Raw genomic sequence first — 22,358 nt, 5'->3', positions numbered from 1 at the left:
ATGTGAACAACCGGCTGTCGCTCCCGCCGCGCGGCTAGCCTGAGAGGCTGACTTCGGGCCAGCTCCAGTCCGCGACGCACGGGATGTCGGCGCCGTACTCCCTGGTCCACGCGCGCGCCTGCCAGCGGGCGTCGACCATCTCCTGGCGCAGCCCGGCGGCCTTCTCGCGCAGGTCGGGCACCCGGTCGATGACGTCCATGACGAGGTGGTACCGGTCCAGGTCGTTGAGCATCACCATGTCGAAAGGCGTTGTGGTGGTGCCCTCTTCCTTGTAGCCGCGGACGTGTATCTCATCGTGGTTGGTGCGCCGGTAGGTCAGCCGGTGAACCAGCCACGGGTAGCCGTGGAAGGCGAAGATCACCGGGCGATTCCTGGTGAACAGCGTGTCGAACTCGCTGTCGGGTAGGCCGTGCGGGTGCTCTTCCGCAGGCAGCAGCCGCATCAGATCCACCACGTTGACCACGCGAACCCGCAAGTCCGGCAACCGATCACGGAGTATCGCCGCGGCGGCCAAAGTCTCCAGCGTCGGCACGTCGCCCGCGCACGCCAGCACGACATCCGGTGTGCTACCGACGGTGTCGTTGTTGCCCGCCCACTCCCAAATGCCAAGGCCTCGTGCGCAGTGCACCGCCGCGTCGGTGACCGAGAGCCAATCCTCCTGCGGCTGCTTGCCCGCCACCACCACGTTGACGTAGTGCCGCGAGCGCAGGCAGTGGTCGTAGACCGAGAGCAGGGTGTTGGCGTCCGGCGGCAGATACACCCGCACGATCTCGGGCTTCTTGTTCAGCACCACGTCCAGGAAGCCGGGATCCTGATGGGTGAACCCGTTGTGGTCCTGCCGCCAGACGTGCGAGGACAGCAGATAGTTCAGGCTGGCGATGGGCCGCCGCCATGACACCGCCGCGCTGGCGTCCAGCCATTTGGCGTGCTGGTTGAACATCGCGTCGACGATGTGGATGAACGCCTCGTAGCAGGTGAACACCCCGTGCCTGCCGGTCAGCAGATAGCCCTCGAGCAGGCCCTGGCACATGTGCTCGGAAAGTACCTCGATCACCCGGCCGGTGCGGTCCAGCGCGACGTCGTATTCACCGATCTCGGCCTGCCAGTCGCGTCCGGTGACCTCCAGGATGTCCTGGAGCCGGTTGCTGGCCAGCTCGTCGGGCGCGAAGGTGAGGAAGTTGTCCGGGTTGCGCCGGGTCACCTCGCGCAGCCAGCCGCCGAGCACCCGGGTGGCCTCGTGTTTCGTGCCGCCGGGCGCGTCCACCTCGACGCCGAAATCGCGCCAGTCCGGCAGAAGCAGATCGCGAACGAGCATGCCGCCGTTGGCCACCGGGTTCGCGCTCATCCGCCGATCACCCGCGGGCACCTGGTCGAGCAGTTCCGGCACCGGCTGTCCCGCCTCGTCGAACAGTTCCTCCGGGCGATACGAGCGCAGCCATTGTTCGAGCACCTCGCGATGCGAATCGTTGTTCCGCGCGGCGGGCAGCGGCACCTGATGGGCGCGGAAAGTGCCCTCGACCGGGTCGCCGTCCACCAACGGAGGACAGGTCCAGCCTTTCGGAGTGCGCAACACGATCATCGGCCAGTTCGCGGGCGCGCCGTCGGCGCCGGACCTGGCGGCGCGCTGAATCCGGTCGATCCGATCGAGGCAGCCGTCCACCGCACCCGCCATCGCCTGGTGCACCGTCGCCGGATCGTCGCCCGCCACGACGATCGGTTCGTAGCCGTATCCGCGCAGCAACTCGATGAGTTCGTGCTCCGGAATCCGCGCGAGGATGGTCGGGTTGGCGATCTTGTACTGGTTGAGCGCCAGGATCGGCAGCACCGCGCCGTCGCGTCCGGGGTTGAGGAACTTGTTGGCGTGCCAGCTGCCTGCCAGCGGTCCGGTTTCGGCCTCGCCGTCGCCGATCACACAGAAGACGATCAGGTCGGGATTGTCGAGCGCGGCGCCGTAGGCGTGCAGCAGGGAATAGCCGAGTTCGCCGCCCTCGTGGAAGGAGCCAGGTGTCTCGGGCGCGCAGTGACTGGGCACCCCGCCGGGGAAGGAGAACTGGGCGAACAGCGCGCCCATCCCCGCGCCGTCGCGCGGAATGTGGCTGTACAGCTCGGAATACGTACCCTCCAGCCAGGCGCACGCGTTCGGGCCGGGACCGCCGTGACCGGGACCGGCGACGAACACCGCGTCGAGTTCGCGGCGAAGGATCGCCCGGTTGGCGTGCGCCCACACCAGATTGAGCCCGGGAACCGTGCCGAAGTGCCCGAGCAGCCGAGGCTTGATGTGCTCGGGACGCAACGGTTCGCGCAGCAGCGGGTTCTTCATCAGATAGATCTGGCCGACGGACAGATAGTTCGCCGCGCGCCACCAGGCGTCGATCGCGGTCAGCTCCGCGCGATCCAGCGGCCCGGACGCCTCGCTCAGCCGATAGGGCCGGGGCGCGATGGAAACGCCGCTTCGCGCGCCGACATTGTCCGCCGAGGTGTCGCCCCCGGCACTGGCCATCTGCGTCATCCGCCGACTCTCCTCACGGTCGCTGGGAAATCCGCTTCACCGGCCGCATTACCCGTTTACGGGCGGCGACACCCCGAGACTGCCGGAAACCGCCACTGGACGCACGGGCACTGTGTCGTCGCTGCGCGCGCGGGCGCTGTGTCGTCGCTGCGCGCGGGCGCTGTGTCGTCGTGCGCCCGCGGACGCTGGGGTGTCGCTGGGCGCGCGGGTGCCGGGTCGTCGCTAGGCGCGCGGGCGCTGGTTGGTCTAGGGTCCGCCGCATGCACACACTCGGCAGGATCATCGGTGTCGGGGCCATCGCCGCGGCCGCGTTCACGCTGGCCGCCTGCGGCTCCGACGACAAGGACACCGCCGCCACCGCGACGGCCACCACCACCAGCCCCGCCGCCGCGCAGGCCAAGCACGGCAGGGAATGCACGGCCGAGGACATCGGGGTGACGGGCGGCTTCGGCGAGACGCCGACCGTGACCATCCCCGGTGACTGCGACCCGCCCACCCAGCTGATCGTCAAGGATCTGGTCGCGGGTAGCGGCCCCGGCGCGGTGGCCGACCAGCCGCTCACCATGAACTACGTGCTGGTGACCTGGTCGGACAAGAAGAAGCTGGACAGCTCGTTCGATCGCGGCAAGCCCTTCCAGCTGAACCTCGGCGCCGGTGAGGTCATCCCCGGCTGGGACCAGGGCCTCGTCGGTGTCCAGCAGGGCGCGCGCAGGCTGCTGATCATCCCGCCGAACCTGGGCTACGGCGCGGGCAGCGGCGGCATCAAGCCCAACGAGACGCTGGTCTTCGTTACCGACGCGGTCGCCGTCGGCAACTGAACGCAGCCGGTCGCGGCGCCGCGGGGTGCGCCGCGCCGTGACCGATTGCAGGCGCCGACGGCCGGTCAACTAACCTGGTCGGGATGCGTACGCGCACCCCCGCTGGAGTCGCGCCAACCCGAACGAACAACGAACCAAGGAGCATGTCCGTGAAGAGCACCGTCGAGCAGCTGAGCCCGACCCGGGTCCGGATCAATGTCGAGGTGCCCTTCGAGGAACTGAAGCCGGACTTCGACCGCGCCTACAAGGCCCTCGCCAAGCAGGTCCGCATCCCCGGCTTCCGCCCGGGCAAGGCGCCCGCCAAGCTCCTCGAAGCCCGCCTCGGCCGCGGCGCCGTCCTCGAGCAGGTCGTCAACGACGTGCTGCCCGGCCGCTACAGCGAGGCTGTCACCACCGCCGAGGTGAAGGTCATCGGCCAGCCCGACATCGAGATCACCAAGATCGAGGACGGCCAGGAGCTCGCGTTCACCGCCGAGGTCGACGTGCGCCCCGAGATCGCGCTGCCCAGCTACGAGGAGATCGAGGTCACCGTCGACGCGTTCAGCATCGGCGACGAGGACATCGAGGAGCAGCTCACCTCGCTGCGCCAGCGCTTCGGCACCCTGACCGGCGTGGAGCGTCCGGTCCAGGACGGCGACTTCGTCTCCATCGATCTCGCCGCCAGCGTGGACGGTGAGGAGGTGGCCGACGCCGCCACCACCGGCCTGTCCCACGAGGTCGGCTCGGGCCAGCTCATCGAGGGCCTCGACGAGGCGATCGTCGGTCTGTCGGCCGGTGAGTCCAAGGAGTTCACCTCGACGCTGGTCGCGGGCGAGCACGCGGGCAAGGAAGCCGTCATCACGGTGACCGTGCAGTCGGTGAAGGAGCGCGAGCTGCCGGAGGCCGACGACGAGTTCGCCCAGCTCGCTTCGGAGTTCGACACCCTCGACGAGCTCAAGGAAGACCTGAAGAGCCGGGTCGAGCGGGTCAAGAAGGTGCAGCAGGCGGGCGAGATCCGCGACAAGGTCCTGGAGACCCTGCTGGAGACGACCGAGATTCCGCTGCCGGAGAAGGTCGTGCAGGCCGAGATCGACGCCGTGGTGCACGACGCCGTGCACGGCTTCGACCACGACGAGGCCAAGCTGGCCGAGGCGCTCGAGGCGCAGGGCTCCAGCCGCGAGGAGTTCGACAAGGACACCAAGGAGGCCGCCGAGAAGTCGGTGAAGACCCAGCTGCTGCTGGACGCCATCGCCGAGGCGGAGAACACCCAGGTCGGCCAGGAGGAGCTCACCGAGCGGATCCTGTTCCAGTCGCAGCGCTACGGCCTGTCCCCGGAGCAGTTCATCCAGCAGGTGCAGCAGGCCGGTCAGCTCGGCGCGGTGTTCGCCGACGTGCGCCGCGGCAAGGCGCTGGCCGGTGTCGTCGGCAAGGTGAAGGTCACCGACTCCGAGGGCAACGCCGTGGACACCGCCGAAATGTTCGGCGCGCCCGCGGATTCCGCCGACGAGACCGAGGCCGAGAGCGCCGAGTAGATCTGTGAAACACCAGCGCGAGACACGACCGTGTGATGTTGTGATTGCGCTGTGAGCGAGCGTAGCGAGTGAACAAGAGTCACAACGCGCCCTCGTACACAGCGCGACCGAGCACGAACGTAATTGCGCTGTGAGCGAAGAAAGGGCGGTACCGGGAGTTCGGTGCCGCCCTGCTTCGTTAATGTTTGTGGCAACGAACCAGTGATGGCTGTGTGGCACTCAGCGCTGTTCAGCTTGCAGTGACAAGCCGGTGAGAAGAGAAGGCAGGTATCCGTGACAATCAACCAGGCAGGGGTCATGACATCCGCGACTGCTGGTCTCAACCTCAGTGATTCGGTGTACGAGCGCCTGCTGCGGGAGCGCATCATCTTCCTCGGCAGCCAGGTCGACGACGACATCGCGAACAAGCTGTGCGCGCAGATCCTGCTGCTTACGGCGGAGGATCCGACCAAGGACATCGCGCTCTACATCAACTCGCCCGGCGGCTCGGTGACCGCTGGCATGGCCATCTACGACACCATGCAGCTGTCCGAGTGCGACATCGCCACCTATGGCCTGGGTCTGGCGGCATCGATGGGCCAGTTCCTGCTGACCGCGGGCACCAAGGGCAAGCGCTACGCGCTGCCGCACGCGCGGATCATGATGCACCAGCCCTCGGCGGGCATCGGCGGTTCCGCGGCCGACATCGCGATCATGGCCGAGCAGTTCGCCCACACCAAGCGCGAGCTCAACGAGCTCCAGGCGCTGCACACCGGCAAGTCGGTGGAGCAGGTCACCGCCGACGCCGACCGCGACCGCTGGTTCACGGCGAAGGATGCCCTCGAGTACGGGTTCATCGACCACGTGATCAGCCACGCCAAGCAGGCCAACGGCGCGGCCAAGTGAGCGGCGGCCGGACCTGGTTCCGGCCCGCGCCGTCAGTCAACCGTCGTTGAACACATAGACTTTGGAGACGAAATGGCTCTGATCGACCCACGCGCCGGCCTCTCCGGCATCGCGCCTGCCTCGCCGCAGTCGCGCTACATCCTGCCTTCTTTCATCGAGCACTCGAGCTTCGGTGTCAAGGAGTCCAACCCGTACAACAAGCTGTTCGAGGAGCGCATCATCTTCCTCGGCGTGCAGGTCGACGACGCCTCGGCGAACGACATCATGGCGCAGCTGCTGGTGCTGGAATCGCTGGATCCCGACCGCGACATCACGATGTACATCAACTCGCCGGGTGGCTCGTTCACCTCGCTGATGGCCATCTACGACACCATGCAGTACGTGCGTGCCGACGTCGCCACGGTCTGCCTCGGCCAGGCGGCCTCCGCCGCGGCCGTGCTGCTCGCCGCGGGCACCCCCGGCAAGCGCGCCTGCCTGCCCAACGCCCGCGTGCTGATCCACCAGCCTTCGCTGGAGGGCGGCATCCAGGGTCAGGTCTCGGACCTGGAGATCCAGGCTGCCGAGATCGAGCGCATGCGCCGCCTGATGGAGACCACCCTCGCGCGGCACACCGGCAAGGACGCGGACACCATCCGCAAGGACACCGACCGCGACAAGATCCTGACGGCCGAGGAGGCCAAGGAATACGGGATCATCGACACGGTGTTCGATTACCGCAAGCTGAGCGCGCAGAAGTAAGGCGTTCGCGGGCTTTTCCCATTCGCGGGATCGCTCGCAAGTTGCTGTGTCTCAGGGGAATACGGCCGGGCAGTGTGTCGAAGGCGGACTGTCCGGCCGCTTCCGCTACGGTGTCATCGACCGTTCGCGAGGGTGGCGGACGGCGCGAGACATCACGGCGGTTGGCCGGGCGTCGGGACCGGCCGCTCACCGGCGGAACATGTGCCGAACGTGTTTCGATGTCGTGAGAACACGCACAACCCCGGCGAGAAACATGCTCGAGTTGTCGACCTCCGTCGCGCACACCGGGTACGGTCGACCTAGGGACCTTTGCTCTCGGTTGACGGCATAGCTCGACCCGCCCGAAATGCTCGAAGTGTTCGCGATTACACACGAGTTCGGCGGATTGCTGGCAACCTGGACAGACGGTTGCACGCGGACAAGGAAGTAGGGACCCACGAGATGGCGCGCATCGGAGACGGCGGCGATCTGCTGAAGTGCTCGTTCTGCGGAAAGAGCCAGAAGCAGGTCAAGAAGCTCATTGCGGGACCTGGCGTGTACATCTGTGACGAGTGCATCGATCTATGCAACGAGATCATCGAGGAGGAGCTCGCCGAGTCCAGCGAGGTCAAACTCGACGAGCTGCCCAAGCCTGCCGAAATCCGTGAGTTCCTGGAGAACTACGTCATCGGGCAGGACACCGCCAAGCGCACTCTCGCCGTGGCCGTCTACAACCACTACAAGCGCATCCAGGCGGGCGACAAGGGTCGCGACAGCCGCGGCGAGACCGTCGAGCTGACCAAGTCGAACATCCTGATGCTCGGCCCCACCGGCTGCGGCAAGACCTACCTGGCGCAGACCCTGGCGAAGATGCTGAACGTGCCGTTCGCGATCGCGGACGCCACGGCGCTCACCGAGGCGGGTTACGTCGGCGAGGACGTCGAGAACATCCTGTTGAAGCTGATCCAGGCCGCCGACTACGACGTCAAGCGGGCCGAGACCGGCATCATCTACATCGACGAGGTGGACAAGATCGCCCGCAAGAGCGAGAACCCCTCGATCACCCGCGACGTCTCCGGCGAGGGCGTGCAGCAGGCGCTGCTGAAGATCCTGGAAGGCACCCAGGCGAGTGTGCCGCCGCAGGGCGGACGCAAGCACCCGCACCAGGAGTTCATCCAGATCGACACCACCAACGTGCTGTTCATCGTGGCGGGCGCGTTCGCGGGGCTGGAGAAGATCATCTCCGACCGTACCGGCCACCGCGGCATCGGCTTCGGCGCCGAGGTGCGCTCCAAGGCCGAGATCGACACCACCGACCACTTCGCGGAGGTGATGCCCGAGGATCTGATCAAGTTCGGTCTGATCCCGGAGTTCATCGGCCGTCTGCCGGTCGTCGCGTCGGTGACGAACCTGGACAAGGACTCGCTGGTCAAGATCCTCTCCGAGCCGAAGAACGCGCTGGTCAAGCAGTACATCCGGCTGTTCGAGATGGACGGCGTCGAGCTGGAGTTCACCCAGGACGCGCTGGAGGCCATCGCCGACCAGGCCATCCTGCGTGGCACCGGCGCGCGCGGTCTGCGCGCCATCATGGAGGAAGTCCTGCTGCCGGTGATGTACGACATCCCGAGCCGCGACGATGTCGCCAAGGTGGTCGTCAACGCCGACACCGTCAACGACAACGTGCTGCCGACCATCGTGCCGCGCAAGCAGCAGCGCGCCGAGCGCCGGGAGAAGTCGGCGTAATTTCGGAACTCGAAATCCGGGCCCGCGGGAAATTGTCCCGCGGGCCCGGATTTGTTTCGGACATGTCCGAATTGTCGAGATTGATTCGTAATTGGTGGTGTACTGACCTGTCTGTCCGGGTACTCGGAGGTCAGGGTTGAGTAGCCAGCTCAGTTCCGGGGCCTCGGGCAGCCGGGACGAAAATTCGCCCGGCGCATGTTCGGTGCCGGGCGCGACGGGACCGGGGTCCTCATGTCGACCGTATTCGCCACCCAATCCACCGACGCCCGAACGCACCAGCCCGATCCCGCTGCGCGGGTACGGGTTTCGATCACCGCCCCGGGTGACGAGATCACGCTGTGCGCCGTGGCGGGCGAGGTGGACCAATTCACCGTCGAGGAGTTTCGGCGGCATCTGATCGGCTCTCTGGACACCGCCGCCCCGCGCGTGGTCGTCGATTTGTCCATGGTGACGTTCTTCGGCATTCCAGGGCTGCGCGTGCTGTTCGAGGCGCGTTCCGTGCTCGAACAGACCGGAGGGCGGTTGCTTCTGGTGACCGGCCCGCCGTGCGTGGACCGGCTGCTCCGAGTGGCCGCCGATGTCGTGACCTTCGAGACGGCGACCGCCCTGACGGGCGCGCTGCTCGACGCGGCATAACTTCCAGACGACTCGACGCCGCCCCGGATGCGATTCCGGGGCGGCGTCGGCGTCGTGGGCGGCTCGGATCAGATCGGTTCGGCGCGCATGTCGTCCTGGCTCCAGTAGGCGCGCATCTTGACGATCTTGCCCTGCTCGTCGAACTCCATCGTGTCGATCGGCGTCAGCGTGAAGCGCTGATCGCCGACCTTGGTGATCACGTCGAACATGAAGGCGGCGTGGTTGCCCGCGACCCGCACGGTGTCGGCGTGCAGCGCGGTCGAGCGGTCCAGGTTGTCGAACACGGAGTAGAACTCGCGGATGGCGTCGTGGCCCTGCCGCAGCGGCGTGCCCGCGGGGTCCTCGACGGTCGCATTCGGTGCGTAGAGCTCCACGATGGCTTCCGTGGGCCCGGTGCCGACCAGCTTGACGTACTGCTCGACGACGTCGCGAATCTGTTCTGTCATGTCAACCCCTGACGAATTGAAACGTGTTCCAATTCGGAGGCTAGCAGCCCGGGCCCGCGCCGTGTAGCCCGAAGGCCGTTCATCGGGACGCGGATCGTTGTGCGGTTGTGCCTGCCTCGCCGGGACGCGGTGACGATTCGTCGTCGACGAATCGCGCCCGAGATGGGGAGCTCCGTTGATCCCCCTGGTTCGCCGTTGAACCTTGATCCCGAACGAATGCTGACGTACTGACTTTCGCTGCCGCCGCTCGATGTGTTACGTAGATCACAAAGATCGCGGCGATGGACGGATGGCTACTCGCCGACGGTGCCGTATTCGGGGATGCCCGCGGCGCGGTAGGTCGTGATGTGGACGCCGGTGGGGGTGGTGCGGGAGTCGGTCAGGTGGAAGGCGGTCGGGGTGGCTCCGGTGGAGAAGAGGCGTTTGCCGGTGCCGAGGAGGACCGGGAAGGTCAGTAGGTGCAGGGTGTCGATCAGGCCGGCGGCGAGCAAGGTCTGGGCGAGGTTGCCGCTGCCATGGATCTGGATCTCGCGGCCCGGGCGGGACTTCAGGTCGGCGACTCGTTCGACCAGATCGCCGCGCAGCAGTTCGGTGCCCGCCCAGTCGGCGTGCGAGAGAGTATGGGTGCCAACATATTTCGGCAGGGCATTGAGTTTCGAGGCGATCGGGTCCGCGGGGTCGTCGTGCTGCGGCCAGTAGCCCGCGAAGATCTCGTAGGTGCGCCTGCCGAGCAGGAAGGCGTCGGCGCGAGCGAACACCTGGTTCATGAACTCGCCCCCCGCCTCGTCGAAGTAAGGCGCGGTCCAGCCTCCGTGTGTGAAGCCGTCCTCGGTGTCCTCCTGCGGTCCGCCCGGGGCCTGGCAGACGCCGTCGATGGTGACGAACTGGGTGAGCGACAGTTCCATGGCGGGCTTCCTTTCGTCCGGTTCGCGCGCTTCGCGCCTGCCCTTCACCGGTTCTGACGGCGGCGCGCCAGAAAACTCATCGCAAACTCTGACCGGTGTGTCGTCGGTGTGCCGCCGGTGCGGTGCTGTTTACTCGGTGCGGTCAACCAGATGTTCGAGTGACGAGTGAAAGCGGAGGAGACATGGCACTGCCCACGATGACCGCCGAGCAACGCACCGAGGCGTTGGCCAAAGCGGCTGCGGTGCGCAAGGCGCGCTCCGAATTGATCGGCAAGGTGAAGGCCGGCAAGGTGTCGGTCGCCGACCTGCTGAAGAAGGCGGAGTCCGACGATCTGGTGAAGAAGACCAAGGTCGCGGCGGTGATCAAGGCCCTGCCCGGCGTCGGTCCGGTGAAGGCCGCGAAGCTGATGGATCAGGCCGAGATCCCCGAGGATCGCCGCATCGGCGGACTGGGTGCTCGGCAGCGGGCGGCGCTGCTCGAGGCACTCAAGGACTGAGGGCGCCGCAGCGACCTGGCTCGAGCCGGAGGCGCACGCCAGCACGCCCGAGGTGACCTACCAGCGGCTCGCGCCGACGGTCTCCCCGGGCTTCCCGTGCGACGCGCATCGCCTCCGGCCAGGCACTACCCGCGCTTCGGCCGGGTCGGAACGGTCGTTCGGCACGACCCGCGCTCAGCGCGTCTGGCGGCGGCGCGGGAAATGGAAGTCGATCGGCTTGGGATCCGTCGCCTGCGGACCGCGCGGCGGCACCAGCAGGCAGGCCGCGCCGAGCGCCAGCAGGGCCGCGGCGGCGAGCAGGCTCAGCGTGAAGCTCACGCCGCTCATCGCGTCCGGCCGGTGAAACGCGTGGTAGATCAGATGCGGGGTGGCGAAGACCAGCCAACCCAGCCCTGCGGCCTGCGACAGCGCGCTGCCCCCGCGCCACAGCGCGAAGCCGCTCACCGCGGCGAGGGCCAGGAAGAAGGCGCCGACGTCGCCGGCCAGATGGTGGTTGTAGGGGCCGTCGACGGCGATCCAGTGCATACCGAATCCGGGGAAGCTGGTGTACCAGGAGTGCGGCGCGAGCACCGCCCACAGGCCGATCACCGCGCCCTGGAAGGTCAATATTCCCAACATGATTCGTACGGCGAGCCAGCGGCGACGGTGCTGCTCGAAACGCATACGGACGCGCACGCCGCCGGACTTTCCTTCTACCGAGATCCGCATCGTTGGCTCCGTTCCTCGCCGAAGAGCGTTCGGGGGTGCAGTCACGGTAAATCGGACATCGGGTACCGGGCAATAGCCGCCTCGGCCGCGAGCCGGAGTCAGCTCGCGGGACGCGCGGAGGACCGCCGCTCCAAGCGGTGCGCGCCGGAATAGACGTTCATGGTGTCCCCGCGCAGGAAACCGACCAGGGTCAGGCCGGATTCATCGGCCAGGTCGACCGCGAGCGAGCTCGGCGCCGACACCGCGCCGAGCATCGGCACCCCCGCCATCACCGCCTTCTGGACCAGCTCGAAGGACGCCCTTCCGCTCACGATGAGCACCAGATCCGATGCCGGAACGCGGTTTTCGCGCAACGCCCAGCCGAGTACCTTGTCCACCGCGTTGTGCCTGCCGATGTCCTCCCGCACCGCGAGCGCGGTCCCGTCGGCGGTGAACAGGCCCGCGGCGTGCAAACCGCCGGTGGCGTCGAAGACCGACTGCCGCGCGCGCAGGGTCTCGGGCATCGCGGCGAGCGCGGCCGGATCCACGGCCATCGCGTCGGCCGGGAGCGGGTAGCGGGTGCGGGCCCGGACGTCGTCCAGTGCGGTCTTCCCGCAGAGTCCGCACGAACTGGTGGTGAGGAAGTTGCGGGCGCGAGCGGGTGCGGGGATGCGCAGTTCTACGTCGAGCACGTTGTAGGTGTTGCGGCCCTCCGCGTCGGTTCCCGCGCAGTATCGGGCGCTGACCACGTCTTCGGCGGACCCGATGATGTTCTCGCTCAACAGGAATCCGTGCACGAGGTCGATGTCGGAGCCCGGGGTGCGCATGGTGACCGTCAGCGATTGCCCGCTCAGGCGGATCTCGAGCGGCTCCTCCACGGCCAGCGTGTCCGGACGCTGGATCTCGCCGGTGGGAGAAAGTCGCAGCGTGCGGCGGCGCGCGGTAACCCGACTCACGACCCGCCCTCGCTGGCGCTCGTCCGCGTCGCGCGTCGGTGCACGCTGTGCTGATGGTTCGCTCGCTGACGCTCGTTCACGACCCGCCCTCGCTGGCGCTCGTCCGCGTCGCGCGTCGGTGCACGCTGTGCTGATGGTTCACGACACTGCTCCGATGTGCACGTGCCGCTCCAGCCGGATGGTCACCGCCTTGGAGACCGGCGTATTGGACCGCGCCGCAACGTGGTCCAGGGGGACGAGCGGATTGGTCTCGGGATAGTAGGCGGCGGCGTTGCCGCGCGGCGTCGGGTAGGCGACCACGCGGAAGCCTCGCACGCGACGCTCCACGCCGTCGGTCCACTCGGAGACGAGATCGACTAGATCGCCGTCCGCGAAGCCGAATTCGGCGATGTCGTCCTGGTTCACCAGGACCACCCGCCGTCCGCCGTGCACGCCGCGGTAGCGGTCGTCGAGGCCGTAGATGGTGGTGTTGTACTGGTCGTGGCTGCGCAGTGTCTGCAGGATGAGCCTGCCTTCGGGGACCGGCACCCAGGTCAGCTCGTTGACCGCGAAGTTGGCGCGACCGGTGGACGTACGGAATTCGCGGCTGTCGCGCGGCGGATGCGGCAGGACGAAACCGTTGCGCTGCCGGACGCGGGTGTTGTAGTCGGCGCAACCGGGCACCACGCGGGCGATCGCGTCGCGGATCTTGTCGTAGTCGCGCTGGTAGCGCGCCCACGGTACGGGATGGTCCGGGCCGAACAGCGCGAGGGCGAGTTCGCAGACGATGGCGACCTCGCTGCGCAGCTGATCGCTGACGGGTTCGAGTCGACCGGTGGACAGGTGCACCATCGACATCGAATCCTCGACCGACACTTGCTGTTTCGTCCCGGCTTGGACGTCCTTGTCGGTGCGGCCGAGGGTGGGCAGGATCAGCGCGGTGCGCCCGTGCACCACGTGGCTGCGGTTGAGTTTGGTCGAGACCTGCACGGTGAGTGCGCAATTACGCAGCGCGGCCTCGGTGACTTCGGTGTCGGGGGTCGCCGAGACGAAGTTGCCGCCCATACCGAAGAACACCTTGGCGCGGCCGTCGCGCATCGCCCGAATGGAATTCACTGTGTCCCAGCCGTGTTCGCGCGGACTGGTGATGCCGAACTCGCGGTCGAGCGCGTCGAGGAAGGCGTCGGGCATCTTCTCCCAGATGCCCATCGTGCGGTCGCCCTGCACGTTGGAGTGCCCGCGCACCGGGCAGACGCCTGCGCCCGGCTTGCCGATCATCCCGCGCAGCAACAGCAGGTTGGTCGCCTCCTCGATGGTGGCGACGCCGTGCGCCTGCTGGGTCAGACCCATCGCCCAGCAGATGATGGTGCTGCGCGACTCGGCGAGCAGCCGCGCGGTGCGCTCGAGCTCCGCCATGGACAGTCCGGTCGCGGTCTGCACGGCGCTGAGATCGACCGCGCGCGTGTGCTTTTCGTAGTCGGCGAACCCCGCGCAATGCGCGTCGACGAACGCGCGGTCGACCACGGTGCCCGGGGCTAGGTCCTCGGCGTCGAACAGCAGCTTGCCGAGGCCTTGGAACAGGGCCATGTCGCCGCCGAGCCGGATCTGCAGGAAATCGTCGGTGATGGCGACGCCGGTGGTGACGCCGCGCACGGTCTGCGGGTCGCGGAAGCCGAGCAGGCCGGTCTCCGGCAGCGGATTGACCGCGATCACCCTGGCCCCGTTGGCCTTCGCTTCGGCGAGCGCGCTGAGCATGCGTGGATGATTGGTGCCGGGATTCTGGCCCGCGACGATGATCAGATCGGCCTTGCCGAAGTCGTCGATCGAGACCGAGCCCTTGCCGATGCCGATGGAGCCGAGCAGCGCCGCGCCGGAGGACTCGTGACACATGTTCGAACAGTCCGGCAGATTGTTGGTGCCGTAACCGCGGACCAGCAACTGATAGAGAAACGCCGTCTCGTTGGCGGTGCGGCCCGAGGTGTAGAACACGGCTTCGTCGGGCGAGGACAGCGCGCGCAGCTGGTCGGCGATCAGGCGGTAGGCCTCGTCCCAGGCGATGGGGGAGTAGTGCGTGTCGCCGGGTCGCAGCACCATCGGATGGGTGATTCTGCCCTGCTGACCTAGCCAGTAGCCGGATTTCCCGGCCAGTTCGTCGACCGAGTGGGCGGCGAAGAACTCCGGCGTGACGGTGCGCAGCGTCGCCTCCTCGGCGACGGCCTTGGCTCCGTTCTCGCAGAACTCCGCGGGGCGGCGGTGCCCGCTCGGCTCCGGCCACGCGCAGCCGGGGCAGTCGAAGCCGTCGACCTGATTGAGCCTGGCCAGGGTGCGGGCGGTGCGGACGACGCCCATCTCCTCGACCGAGCGTTTCAGCGCCACGGCCACCGCCGTGACCCCCGCGGCCTGCTCTTTCGGCGCGGTGACGGTCAGCGCGGTTTCGTCGATGTCCTCGGTGGGGCCGTGACGATGCATGTCCCTATTGTCCTCTCCGCGCGATGACTGTCTCAGCTGGCGCAGTCTTCGCATCGTAGGCCGCGGAGCGGGGCCGGTCGCTTCAGGATCTCCGGGTCTGGGCCGTGGCCGGATGGCGCTCGTCGGTGCGGTGGGTGAGGACCTTCTCACCGATCCGGATACGCCAGCCCGGCGGCAGCTCGACCGGTGCGGTCCCGATCCGGGTCCAGGCGTCCGTGCCGGGACCCGCGACGTAGGTGCCCGCGGGGGTGGACGCGTCGCGGACGAAGACCTTGCCGCGATTGAGCGAGACGTAGGCGTGCACCCGCGAGACGTGGCGGTCCCTCGGCACCGCCAGCGGGGACGCGATGGCGTTGCGCACCGAGTCGTCGGCGGCGGGGCTGCGGCCGATGACGTATGGGCGGTCCAGCGGGTAGGCGGTGTCCTCGAAGACCAGCGCGCCCGTGGGGGCGTCGGCCTGCGGCGAGCCCTTCGGCGGCCGAGGCGGTGGGACGCGGACGCCGTGGGTTGCCGGGTTCTTCTGCAAGGCAACGGGTTCGGGTCGGAAGCCGGCGGTTTGCGACCAGGCGAGTGGCATCGCCCTGGTGCCGATGTCCTGGGGGCGATCGGTCGCGGACGGTCGACCGGCGCTGGTGTCGACGGGGACGTCGTTGCTTCGAGCGTCGTCGGAGTCGTCGGTCAAGGCCTCGAAGCCCGCGGGTGCGGTCGCGGGCGGTTCGGTGGCGCCGGGTTTCGCGGTGACAGCGGCGCGCTGCGGGGACTTCGGCGCGCCCGCGCGACGCACAGCAACACGCCATTCGAAGCCGCCGCCGGGCACCGTGCCCGCGCGCAGGTCGGTGCGAGGCAGGGCGGTGATCGCGGAGCCGGTGTCGGCGCCCACGGTGATCCGGCGCACCGGCTCGCGCACGATCTCGTCCACCCAGGTGAACGCACGGGCGCCGGAGATCCTGCGTGCGCCCTCCGCGCCGTGGATCTCGGCGGCGACCTTTCCGCGCAGCAGGATCACCGTGCCGTCGTCGGTCGGTGCGACCACACCGAACGGCGGTGGTTCGGAGCCGCTGCCGAATACCACGGCGGCCAGTCGCTGGGCGATCGCGGCCCCGGGATGGTCACCTTCGGCGACCGCCTCGATCGCACCGAGAATCCGGTCGGTGGAAGCGGTTTCACCCGCGAGATACACCACCACCGCGCCGAAGCGTGCAATCAGACCATCGCCCGGCGCGATCCCTACGGTCGACGGGTTCTTGCGCACCCGCGCCTCCTTCCCGCGCACTACCGGCGTCCAGCATAGAGGTTCGCACGGTACGTGATCGGGCAGATCGAGGAGCGGGCAACCGGCCGACCGGTCGCTCCGCACCGGGAATCCGCAGGGCAACCCGGAGAGTCGGGCGAAGACACGCGCCCGGCGGATCGGTCGGCCGTGATCGAGTCGACTTCGCGGCCGACCGGTGTTGTCGGGCGCTTCGTTGTCGTCCCGATCACTGCGGTCGCGGTCTGCCGCTGCCGGGTTGCTGATACGTGACCGAGAGTCGACGCGCGTCGCGGGTATCGCGGCTCCGGCGGCTGAACCTAGTGGAACGGACGAAGCGGGAAATCCGCGCGACTTCGTCCGGCGGTCCGGCAATACTCCTGGCATGGCATCCATCAGACCGGCGACCGAGGCCGACCTGCCCGTTCTCCAGGACATCGAACGCGCGGCCGAAAAACCTTTCGCCGACATCGGCATGACGGCCGTCGCGGACGACGAGCCGCCGCCGCTCGACACCCTCCGTGGATTCCAGCGCGCCGGGCGTGCCTGGGTCGCGACCGACGACGCCGACCGGCCGATCGCCTACCTCGTCCTCGGCATCGTCGACGGCAACGCGCACGTCGACCAGGTGTCGGTCGACCCGGAATACGCCGGTCGTCGCATCGGTAAGCGGCTCATCGACCGCGCCGTCGACTGGGCGCGCACCCACGACCTGCCCGCCATCACCCTGACTACCTTCACCGAAGTGACCTGGAACGGGCCGTACTACGAGCGCCTCGGGTTCCGCTACCTGGCGCCCGCCGAGGAAACGCCGGGCCTGCGCGCCCTGCGTGCGGCCGAAGCCGACCATGGCCTGGACCGCTGGCCCCGCGCCTGCATGCGCGCGGAACTGGCGACGTGGGTCAGCGACTGATCATCAGCGCCTCGCAACCCTGATCCGTTTGCTTCGAGGCCCGGTCGGCACCTTCGAATCGCCTGATTCTGTTCGCAGGCGGGGTGCCAGGCGGGGGCTCCAGCGCACTGAATTCGTGATACAGAATCCGGCAGATCGCACGAACCGAACTGGACGGGCGAGCGCCAGCAGGCGCCTACTGGGCGATGCTCAGGTCGGCGTGAGCACCAGGGACCGATCTGGTCATCGGATCATATTGGGGGGCAAGCATTTCCGTCGGTAGTCTCACGTAAAGTGTGGGCACCTCCTGCCGAGGGGCGGTGGACATTGGTCCAGACACCGCGCCCAGGGAGGAGGTGGTGGGGGATGGCGAAACATCGCCGGAAGAAGAGGGAAGCCCCGGTCGATTACGGCATTATCTTGATCTTTGCTGCCGTGACCGCCGGGGCACTCATCCTGGTCCGCCGAGTGCGGGCTAGCTGACCCACCAGGTGGGGCGTCGTCGGAAGCGGCGCTCCACCTCTCGGCATCACTTTCGTGACGAGCTCAAGCATACAGGCAACGCAATTGCTTTGCCCGAATGTGGGATGGGCGGTAGCACAGTCGACGATCAGATCGTGGCGAGGGCGGCGGAGGCGGCGGGGAGGGCGGCGGCGCGGTCTTCCGGAACCAAACCGATGCGGGTGCGGCGGTCGAGTAGATCGTCGACGTGCAGTGCGCCCTCGTGGGAAAGGGCGAAGGCGAATTCGGCGCCGATGACGTCCATTCCGGGAGCGACCGGTTCGCGCAAGGCCGGGTCGAGAGCCGCGAGGGCGGTGACGGCGGGCGCCTCGCTGCCGTAGCGTTCCACCAGCAGCGGGGCGGCGGCGAGGCGATCCCGTGCCGCGCCGGAGACCGCGCCGACCAGCGGCAGCCGCTTGGTCGAGCAGGGTGCCGCGTCGAGGCGGGCGTGGCGCACCGCCGCGTCGACGACGTCCTCGGCCATCTGCCGGTAGGTGGTGAGTTTGCCGCCGACGATCGTGATCACGCCGGTCGGCGAGTTCAGCACGGCGTGCTGGCGGGAGATGTCGGCGGTGCTGCCGTCGTCGGTCTTCAGCAGCGGGCGCAAGCCCGCGTACCGGCCGCGAATGTCGGCGCGGGTCAACGGTTCTCGCAGTGCGGTGTTGATGGTGTCGAGCAGGAAGTCGATCTCGGCCTCGGTGGGCTGCGGCTCGTCGGGCACCGGGCCCGGCGCGTCTTCGTCGGTCAGCCCGAGGTAGACCCGCCCGTGCGCGGCGGGGAAGGCGAAGACGAATCGGCTGGTGCTACCGGGCACCGGCACCGTCAGCGAGGCACTGAGCCCGCCGAAGGACTCGGCGGAGAACACCAGGTGGGTGCCGCGGCTCGGGCGCAGTTCGATGCTCGGGTCGACCTGGTCGGCCCACACGCCGGTGGCGTTGACCACCGCGCGGGCCCGGATGGAAAGGGTCTCGCCGGAGAGCGTGTCGCGCAGGGTGGCCGAATCTCCGGTCACGTCAGAGGCTTCCACTCTCGTGAGAACTGTCGCACCCTCGGCCGCCGCGGTGCGGGCCAGCGCGACGACCAGCCGCGCGTCGTCCACCAGCTGCCCGTCCCATGCCTGAAGCCCGCCGCGCAGACCCGCCCTGCGCACGGTCGGCGCCAAACGCAGTGCCTCCGCGGCGGCGACGTGCCGCGACCGCGGCAAGATCGAGGCAGGCGTGCCCGCGCCGCGGCGCAGTGCGTCACCTGCGACGAACCCAGCGCGAATCAATGACCGTTGCGCCGCACTGATATTCGGCAGCAGCGGAACAAGCTGCGGCAGCGGACGCACCAAATGCGGTGCGGTGGTGGTGATCAGGATGCCGCGCTCGACCGCGCTCTCGTGCGCGATCCCGATCCGCCCGCTGGCCAGATAGCGCAAACCGCCGTGCACCAGCTTGGAACTCCAGCGGCTCGTGCCGAACGCGAGATCGTGCCGCTCCACCAGCACGGTGCGCAGCCCGCGCGCGGCGGCGTCCAGCGCCGCGCCCGCCCCGGTGACGCCGCCGCCGATCACCAGTACATCGATCGCGCCGCCGTCGCCGAGTGCGCGCAGCTCGCGCGCGCGGCGCTCGGCATTGAGCGCGGAATTCCCGCGGGTCACCGGATTGTCGGTCATGCCAGAACCTTTCGTCGTCCTTCGGGTTCGCCGGGGCGGAGGTAGCCATCGATGGCGCGGGCCAGTTCGGTGTCCAGCTCGGGGGCGGGCAGCAATGGCGCGACCGTCCCCGCCGACTGCACCGCGGACTGGACGATCAGCAGCAGCATGGTGGCCAGCTGGAGCGGATCGCCGGGCCGGATGGAGCCGTCGCGCTGGCCGTCCAGGATCCCCGCGGCGAACAGTTCGATGAGGGTGCGCTGGTTGCGGCCGAGCCTGCCGAAGACGTAGGTGAGCATCAGATCGGTGTCGGTGCGGAAGATCTTGCCGAACAATGGATTCGAGCGCACCATCCCCGCGCCCTCGACCACGCCTTCGACCAGTCGTGCCCGCGCCGGGCCGGACTCGGGCATGGCCGCGGTGAGGATGCCGCGCAGTTCGCGGACCAGTAGCTCGGCGACCAGCGCGCCGGTGTCGGGCCAGCGGCGGTACACGGTCGGCCTGCTGACGCCGGCGCGCCGCGCCACCTCGGTGAGCGTGGTCCGGCGGACACCGAACTCCTGGACGCAGGCGCGCGCGGCGTCGAAGATGGCCAGGTCGATGGCCGAAAGTTCGGCGTCCGGGTCGTCGGTCACGAGAATCACCACCGGGCTTCGAGCGGGGACGGACAGTTACTGCTTGACAGTATATGTCAAACTGTAACGCATGGTCGAGACGCAGCAGCCAGGCGGGCATTCCGTTCCCGCGGCAAACCCGGGCGCGGACGCGCGGGTACCGAGTATGGTGTGGGACGCCTGGGGTATCCCGGCCGGACACAAGCCGCTTTCGGCGCAGATCCGCGGCCTGCTCGCGCAGGTTTTCGGGGTGTCCGGCGACCCGGTGGCGCGCCGCGATGAGGGTGACGTGCCGCTCCGCGCGTCGGCGTTGACGCCGGCGCAGCGGGACGGGTTGGTCGAGGTGGTCGGCGCGGACAACGTGTCGGCCGACCATCACGATCGACTACGGCGCGCCGGTGGCAAGAGCACCCTGGATTTGCTGCGGCGCCGCGCCGAGGGTCCGCAAGACGCGCCGGACGCCATTGTCTTTCCCGCCGACCACGAGCAGGTGCTCGCGGTGCTCGCCTACTGCGCCGAGCACGGTATCGCGGTGGTGCCCTTCGGCGGCGGCACCAGCGTCGTCGGCGGCGTCGATCCGGTGCGCGGCCAGTTCGACACCGTCATCGCACTCGACCTGCGCCGCATCGACGGACTCACCGAGGTCGACCCGGTGAGCGGCACCGCGACGCTCGGCGCGGGCCTCACCGGGCCACAAGCCGAGGAACTGCTTGCCGCGCACGGACTTTCGCTCGGCCACTTCCCGCAGAGTTTCGAATTCGCCAGCATCGGCGGTTTCGCGGCGACCAGGTCCTCCGGTCAGGCCTCGGCGGGCTACGGCCGCTTCGACGACATGGTGCAGCGCCTGAAGGTCGCCACTCCTACCGGCTCGTTGGAACTGGGCCGCGCGCCCGCCTCCGCCGCCGGGCCGGATCTGCGCGAGCTGTTCGTCGGCTCCGAGGGCGCGCTCGGTGTGATCACCGAGGTCACGTTGCGCGTGCATCCGCTCCCGGAAACCACTGCGTACCAGGCGTGGTCGTTCCCCGACTTCGCCGCCGGCGCGGCCGCGCTGCGCACCGTGGTGCAGGCGGGCGCCGCGCCGACCGTGTTCCGGCTGTCCGACGAGGCCGAGACCGGCCTGAACCTGGCCCGCTCCGGTGACATCGGCGGCCAGGCGGTGACGGGCTGCCTCGCGATCACCACCTTCGAGGGCAGCGCCGAGCACGTCGCGGCCCGCTCCGCCGAGGCCACCGCGCTGCTGACGGCCGCGGGCGGCACTGCGCTCGGCGAACAGCCCGCCCGCGAATGGGAGCACGGCCGGTTCGCCGCGCCCTACATGCGCGACGCGCTGCTCGACGTCGGGGTGCTGTGCGAGACGCTGGAGACCGCGACGACCTGGTCCAACGTCGCCGAACTGAAGGCGAAGGTGACCGCGGCGCTGACCGACTCGCTCGGCGCGCAGGGCACGCCGCCGCTGGTGATGTGCCACATCTCGCACACCTATCCGACCGGCGCCTCGCTGTACTTCACCATCGTCGCCAAACAGCTCGACGATCCGATCGCGCAGTGGCAGATCGCCAAGCGCGCGGTGGGTGACGCGATCATGGCCGCGGGCGGCACCATCACCCACCACCACGCCGTCGGCGCCGACCACCGCCCGTGGCTGCCCGCCGAGGTCGGTGAGCTGGGCATCCGGGTGTTGCGCGCGGTGAAACGGGAATTGGACCCCGCGGGCATCCTCAATCCTGGAAAACTGATCTGATGGATCGGCAGGTAAGCGCCCTTCGCTCGGCGCTGGTCGTCACGAACCGGCTCTCCGGCGCGGGCAAGGGGCACGACACCGCGACGGCGGCCATCGCCCGGCTCACCGAGCGCGGTGTCGAGGTCACCGAGATCCGCGCGCCGTCCGCCGCCGAATCCGTCCGGCTGGTGCGTGATTCGCTGGCGAACCCGGATCCCGACGCCCGTCCCGACGCGGTGGTGTGTGTCGGCGGCGACGGCCTGATCTGCGTGATCTTGGAGGCCGTCGCGCAGACCGGCGTCCCACTGGGTCTGGTGCCGAGCGGAACGGGCAACGACCTGGCGCGGGCGCTCGGCATCCCCACCGACGATCCCGCCGCCGCGGTCGACGTGGTGCTCGCCGGGCGCCGCAAGGCGATGGACCTCGGCCGGATCGAGTCGCCCGCACCGGATTTCACTCCGATGTGGTTCGCCACCGTGACCGGCACCGGCTTCGACGCGCGAGTCACGTTGCGCGCGAACAGCATGAGCTGGCCCAAGGGCAGGCTCCGCTACACGTTCGCCGCGCTGGCCGAGATCACCGGCGGTTTCACCGTGCCCTACCGGATCGAGCTGTCCGGCGTGGCCGAAGGCGCGGTGGACAATCCGCCGGGCGACGGCGTGATCGAGACCGACGCGGTGATGGTCGCGGTGGGCAACACCCGCACCTACGGCGGCGGCATGCTGATCTGCCCCGACGCCGAGATGGACGACGGTTTGCTGGATCTCACGGTCGTCGGCGCGGTGCCGCGGCTGGAGATGCTGCGGCTGCTGCCCGCCCTCTCCGCGGGCAAACGCATCGACCATCCCGCCGTGGCCCAATACCGTGCCGCCGCGGTGACTCTCACCGCGCCGGGCGCGCCCGCCACCGCGGACGGCGAACCGGCGGGGACGCTGCCGATCACGTTGCGCGCGGTGCCCGAGGCGCTGACGGTGCTCGTGCCCTGAGC

The 22,358-nt window shown here is 68.8% G+C and carries 19 protein-coding genes; 10 read left to right on the top strand and 9 right to left on the bottom strand.

Features of this window, described 5'->3' with window-relative positions; all coding sequences use genetic code 11:
- Nucleotides 1–34 precede the first annotated feature (34 nt).
- Nucleotides 35–2,509: a phosphoketolase family protein gene (locus ABZV58_RS15960; RefSeq protein ID WP_355000863.1), complete on the bottom strand. Its 2,475-nt coding sequence runs from the start codon at nt 2,507–2,509 to the stop codon at nt 35–37.
- A 260-nt stretch (nt 2,510–2,769) separates the two neighbouring features.
- Here ABZV58_RS15960 and ABZV58_RS15955 point away from each other — a divergent pair, with 260 nt between their 5' ends.
- The 6 genes from ABZV58_RS15955 (at nt 2,770) to ABZV58_RS15930 (ending at nt 8,819) form a co-directional block, all read left to right on the top strand.
- Nucleotides 2,770–3,327 (top strand): FKBP-type peptidyl-prolyl cis-trans isomerase, encoded by a 558-nt coding sequence (locus tag ABZV58_RS15955; protein ID WP_355000862.1) that lies wholly within the window; start codon nt 2,770–2,772, stop codon nt 3,325–3,327.
- Between the two features lie 149 nt (nt 3,328–3,476).
- Entirely contained in the window at nt 3,477–4,838 is a 1,362-nt protein-coding gene (gene tig, locus ABZV58_RS15950) for a trigger factor (RefSeq protein WP_355000861.1), read from the top strand.
- 297 nt (nt 4,839–5,135) lie between these two features.
- Entirely contained in the window at nt 5,136–5,723 is a 588-nt protein-coding gene (locus tag ABZV58_RS15945) for an ATP-dependent Clp protease proteolytic subunit (protein ID WP_355000860.1), read from the top strand.
- Nucleotides 5,724–5,795: 72 nt separating this feature from the next.
- Complete coding sequence (locus ABZV58_RS15940; protein ID WP_067787453.1) at nt 5,796–6,461, top strand: ATP-dependent Clp protease proteolytic subunit; 666 nt, start codon at nt 5,796–5,798, stop codon at nt 6,459–6,461.
- Between the two features lie 441 nt (nt 6,462–6,902).
- Nucleotides 6,903–8,183, top strand: a complete 1,281-nt coding sequence (gene clpX / locus ABZV58_RS15935; RefSeq protein ID WP_141812266.1) for an ATP-dependent Clp protease ATP-binding subunit ClpX — start codon at nt 6,903–6,905, stop codon at nt 8,181–8,183.
- A 231-nt stretch (nt 8,184–8,414) separates the two neighbouring features.
- Nucleotides 8,415–8,819 carry an STAS domain-containing protein gene (locus ABZV58_RS15930; protein WP_355000859.1) on the top strand — a complete coding sequence of 135 codons (405 nt, stop codon included), beginning with the start codon at nt 8,415–8,417 and terminating at the stop codon, nt 8,817–8,819.
- Between the two features lie 68 nt (nt 8,820–8,887).
- Here the strand turns inward: ABZV58_RS15930 and ABZV58_RS15925 are convergent, their stop codons facing one another.
- On the bottom strand, nt 8,888–9,265 hold the full coding sequence (locus ABZV58_RS15925) for a nuclear transport factor 2 family protein (RefSeq protein ID WP_355000858.1): 378 nt from the start codon (nt 9,263–9,265) through the stop codon (nt 8,888–8,890).
- Between the two features lie 293 nt (nt 9,266–9,558).
- Nucleotides 9,559–10,170, bottom strand: a complete 612-nt coding sequence (locus ABZV58_RS15920; RefSeq protein ID WP_355000857.1) for a dihydrofolate reductase family protein — start codon at nt 10,168–10,170, stop codon at nt 9,559–9,561.
- Nucleotides 10,171–10,352: 182 nt separating this feature from the next.
- Here ABZV58_RS15920 and mihF point away from each other — a divergent pair, with 182 nt between their 5' ends.
- The gene (gene mihF / locus ABZV58_RS15915; RefSeq protein WP_067787445.1) at nt 10,353–10,667 is read left to right on the top strand and encodes an integration host factor, actinobacterial type; all 315 of its coding nucleotides are present in this window, start codon (nt 10,353–10,355) and stop codon (nt 10,665–10,667) included.
- A gap of 174 nt (nt 10,668–10,841) precedes the next feature.
- On the opposite strand, the gene ABZV58_RS15910 is transcribed toward mihF, so the two are convergent.
- The 4 genes from ABZV58_RS15910 to ABZV58_RS15895 all read right to left on the bottom strand — a co-directional run bounded on the left by ABZV58_RS15910 (nt 10,842) and on the right by ABZV58_RS15895 (nt 16,010).
- Nucleotides 10,842–11,375, bottom strand: coding sequence for a hypothetical protein (locus tag ABZV58_RS15910; protein ID WP_355000856.1), 534 nt, complete (start codon nt 11,373–11,375; stop codon nt 10,842–10,844).
- Between the two features lie 98 nt (nt 11,376–11,473).
- The gene (fdhD, locus tag ABZV58_RS15905) at nt 11,474–12,310 is read right to left on the bottom strand and encodes a formate dehydrogenase accessory sulfurtransferase FdhD (RefSeq protein ID WP_355000855.1); all 837 of its coding nucleotides are present in this window, start codon (nt 12,308–12,310) and stop codon (nt 11,474–11,476) included.
- Between the two features lie 138 nt (nt 12,311–12,448).
- Nucleotides 12,449–14,758, bottom strand: a complete 2,310-nt coding sequence (locus ABZV58_RS15900) for an FdhF/YdeP family oxidoreductase (RefSeq protein WP_355000854.1) — start codon at nt 14,756–14,758, stop codon at nt 12,449–12,451.
- Between the two features lie 82 nt (nt 14,759–14,840).
- Nucleotides 14,841–16,010 (bottom strand): FHA domain-containing protein, encoded by a 1,170-nt coding sequence (locus ABZV58_RS15895; protein ID WP_355000853.1) that lies wholly within the window; start codon nt 16,008–16,010, stop codon nt 14,841–14,843.
- Between the two features lie 382 nt (nt 16,011–16,392).
- Between ABZV58_RS15895 and ABZV58_RS15890 the strand changes: the two genes are divergently transcribed.
- A complete protein-coding gene (locus ABZV58_RS15890) occupies nt 16,393–16,920 on the top strand; it encodes a GNAT family N-acetyltransferase (RefSeq protein ID WP_355000852.1) in 528 nt (175 codons plus the stop codon).
- A gap of 589 nt (nt 16,921–17,509) precedes the next feature.
- On the opposite strand, the gene ABZV58_RS15885 is transcribed toward ABZV58_RS15890, so the two are convergent.
- The gene (locus tag ABZV58_RS15885; protein ID WP_355000851.1) at nt 17,510–19,057 is read right to left on the bottom strand and encodes a glycerol-3-phosphate dehydrogenase/oxidase; all 1,548 of its coding nucleotides are present in this window, start codon (nt 19,055–19,057) and stop codon (nt 17,510–17,512) included.
- The gene (locus ABZV58_RS15880; protein ID WP_355001157.1) at nt 19,054–19,677 is read right to left on the bottom strand and encodes a TetR/AcrR family transcriptional regulator; all 624 of its coding nucleotides are present in this window, start codon (nt 19,675–19,677) and stop codon (nt 19,054–19,056) included. The genes ABZV58_RS15885 and ABZV58_RS15880 overlap by 4 nt, the downstream gene beginning before the upstream one ends.
- Nucleotides 19,678–19,816: 139 nt before the next feature.
- Between ABZV58_RS15880 and ABZV58_RS15875 the strand changes: the two genes are divergently transcribed.
- Nucleotides 19,817–21,391 carry an FAD-binding oxidoreductase gene (locus ABZV58_RS15875; RefSeq protein ID WP_355001156.1) on the top strand — a complete coding sequence of 525 codons (1,575 nt, stop codon included), beginning with the start codon at nt 19,817–19,819 and terminating at the stop codon, nt 21,389–21,391.
- On the top strand, nt 21,391–22,356 hold the full coding sequence (locus ABZV58_RS15870; protein ID WP_355000850.1) for a YegS/Rv2252/BmrU family lipid kinase: 966 nt from the start codon (nt 21,391–21,393) through the stop codon (nt 22,354–22,356). The genes ABZV58_RS15875 and ABZV58_RS15870 overlap by 1 nt, the downstream gene beginning before the upstream one ends.
- Nucleotides 22,357–22,358 lie beyond the last annotated feature (2 nt).

The organism is Nocardia sp. NPDC004654 (assembly GCF_040609595.1).
GTDB lineage: Bacteria > Actinomycetota > Actinomycetes > Mycobacteriales > Mycobacteriaceae > Nocardia.
The sequence above is the reverse complement of the archived record's forward strand: the minus strand, read 5'-3'. Positions and strand labels throughout refer to the sequence as shown.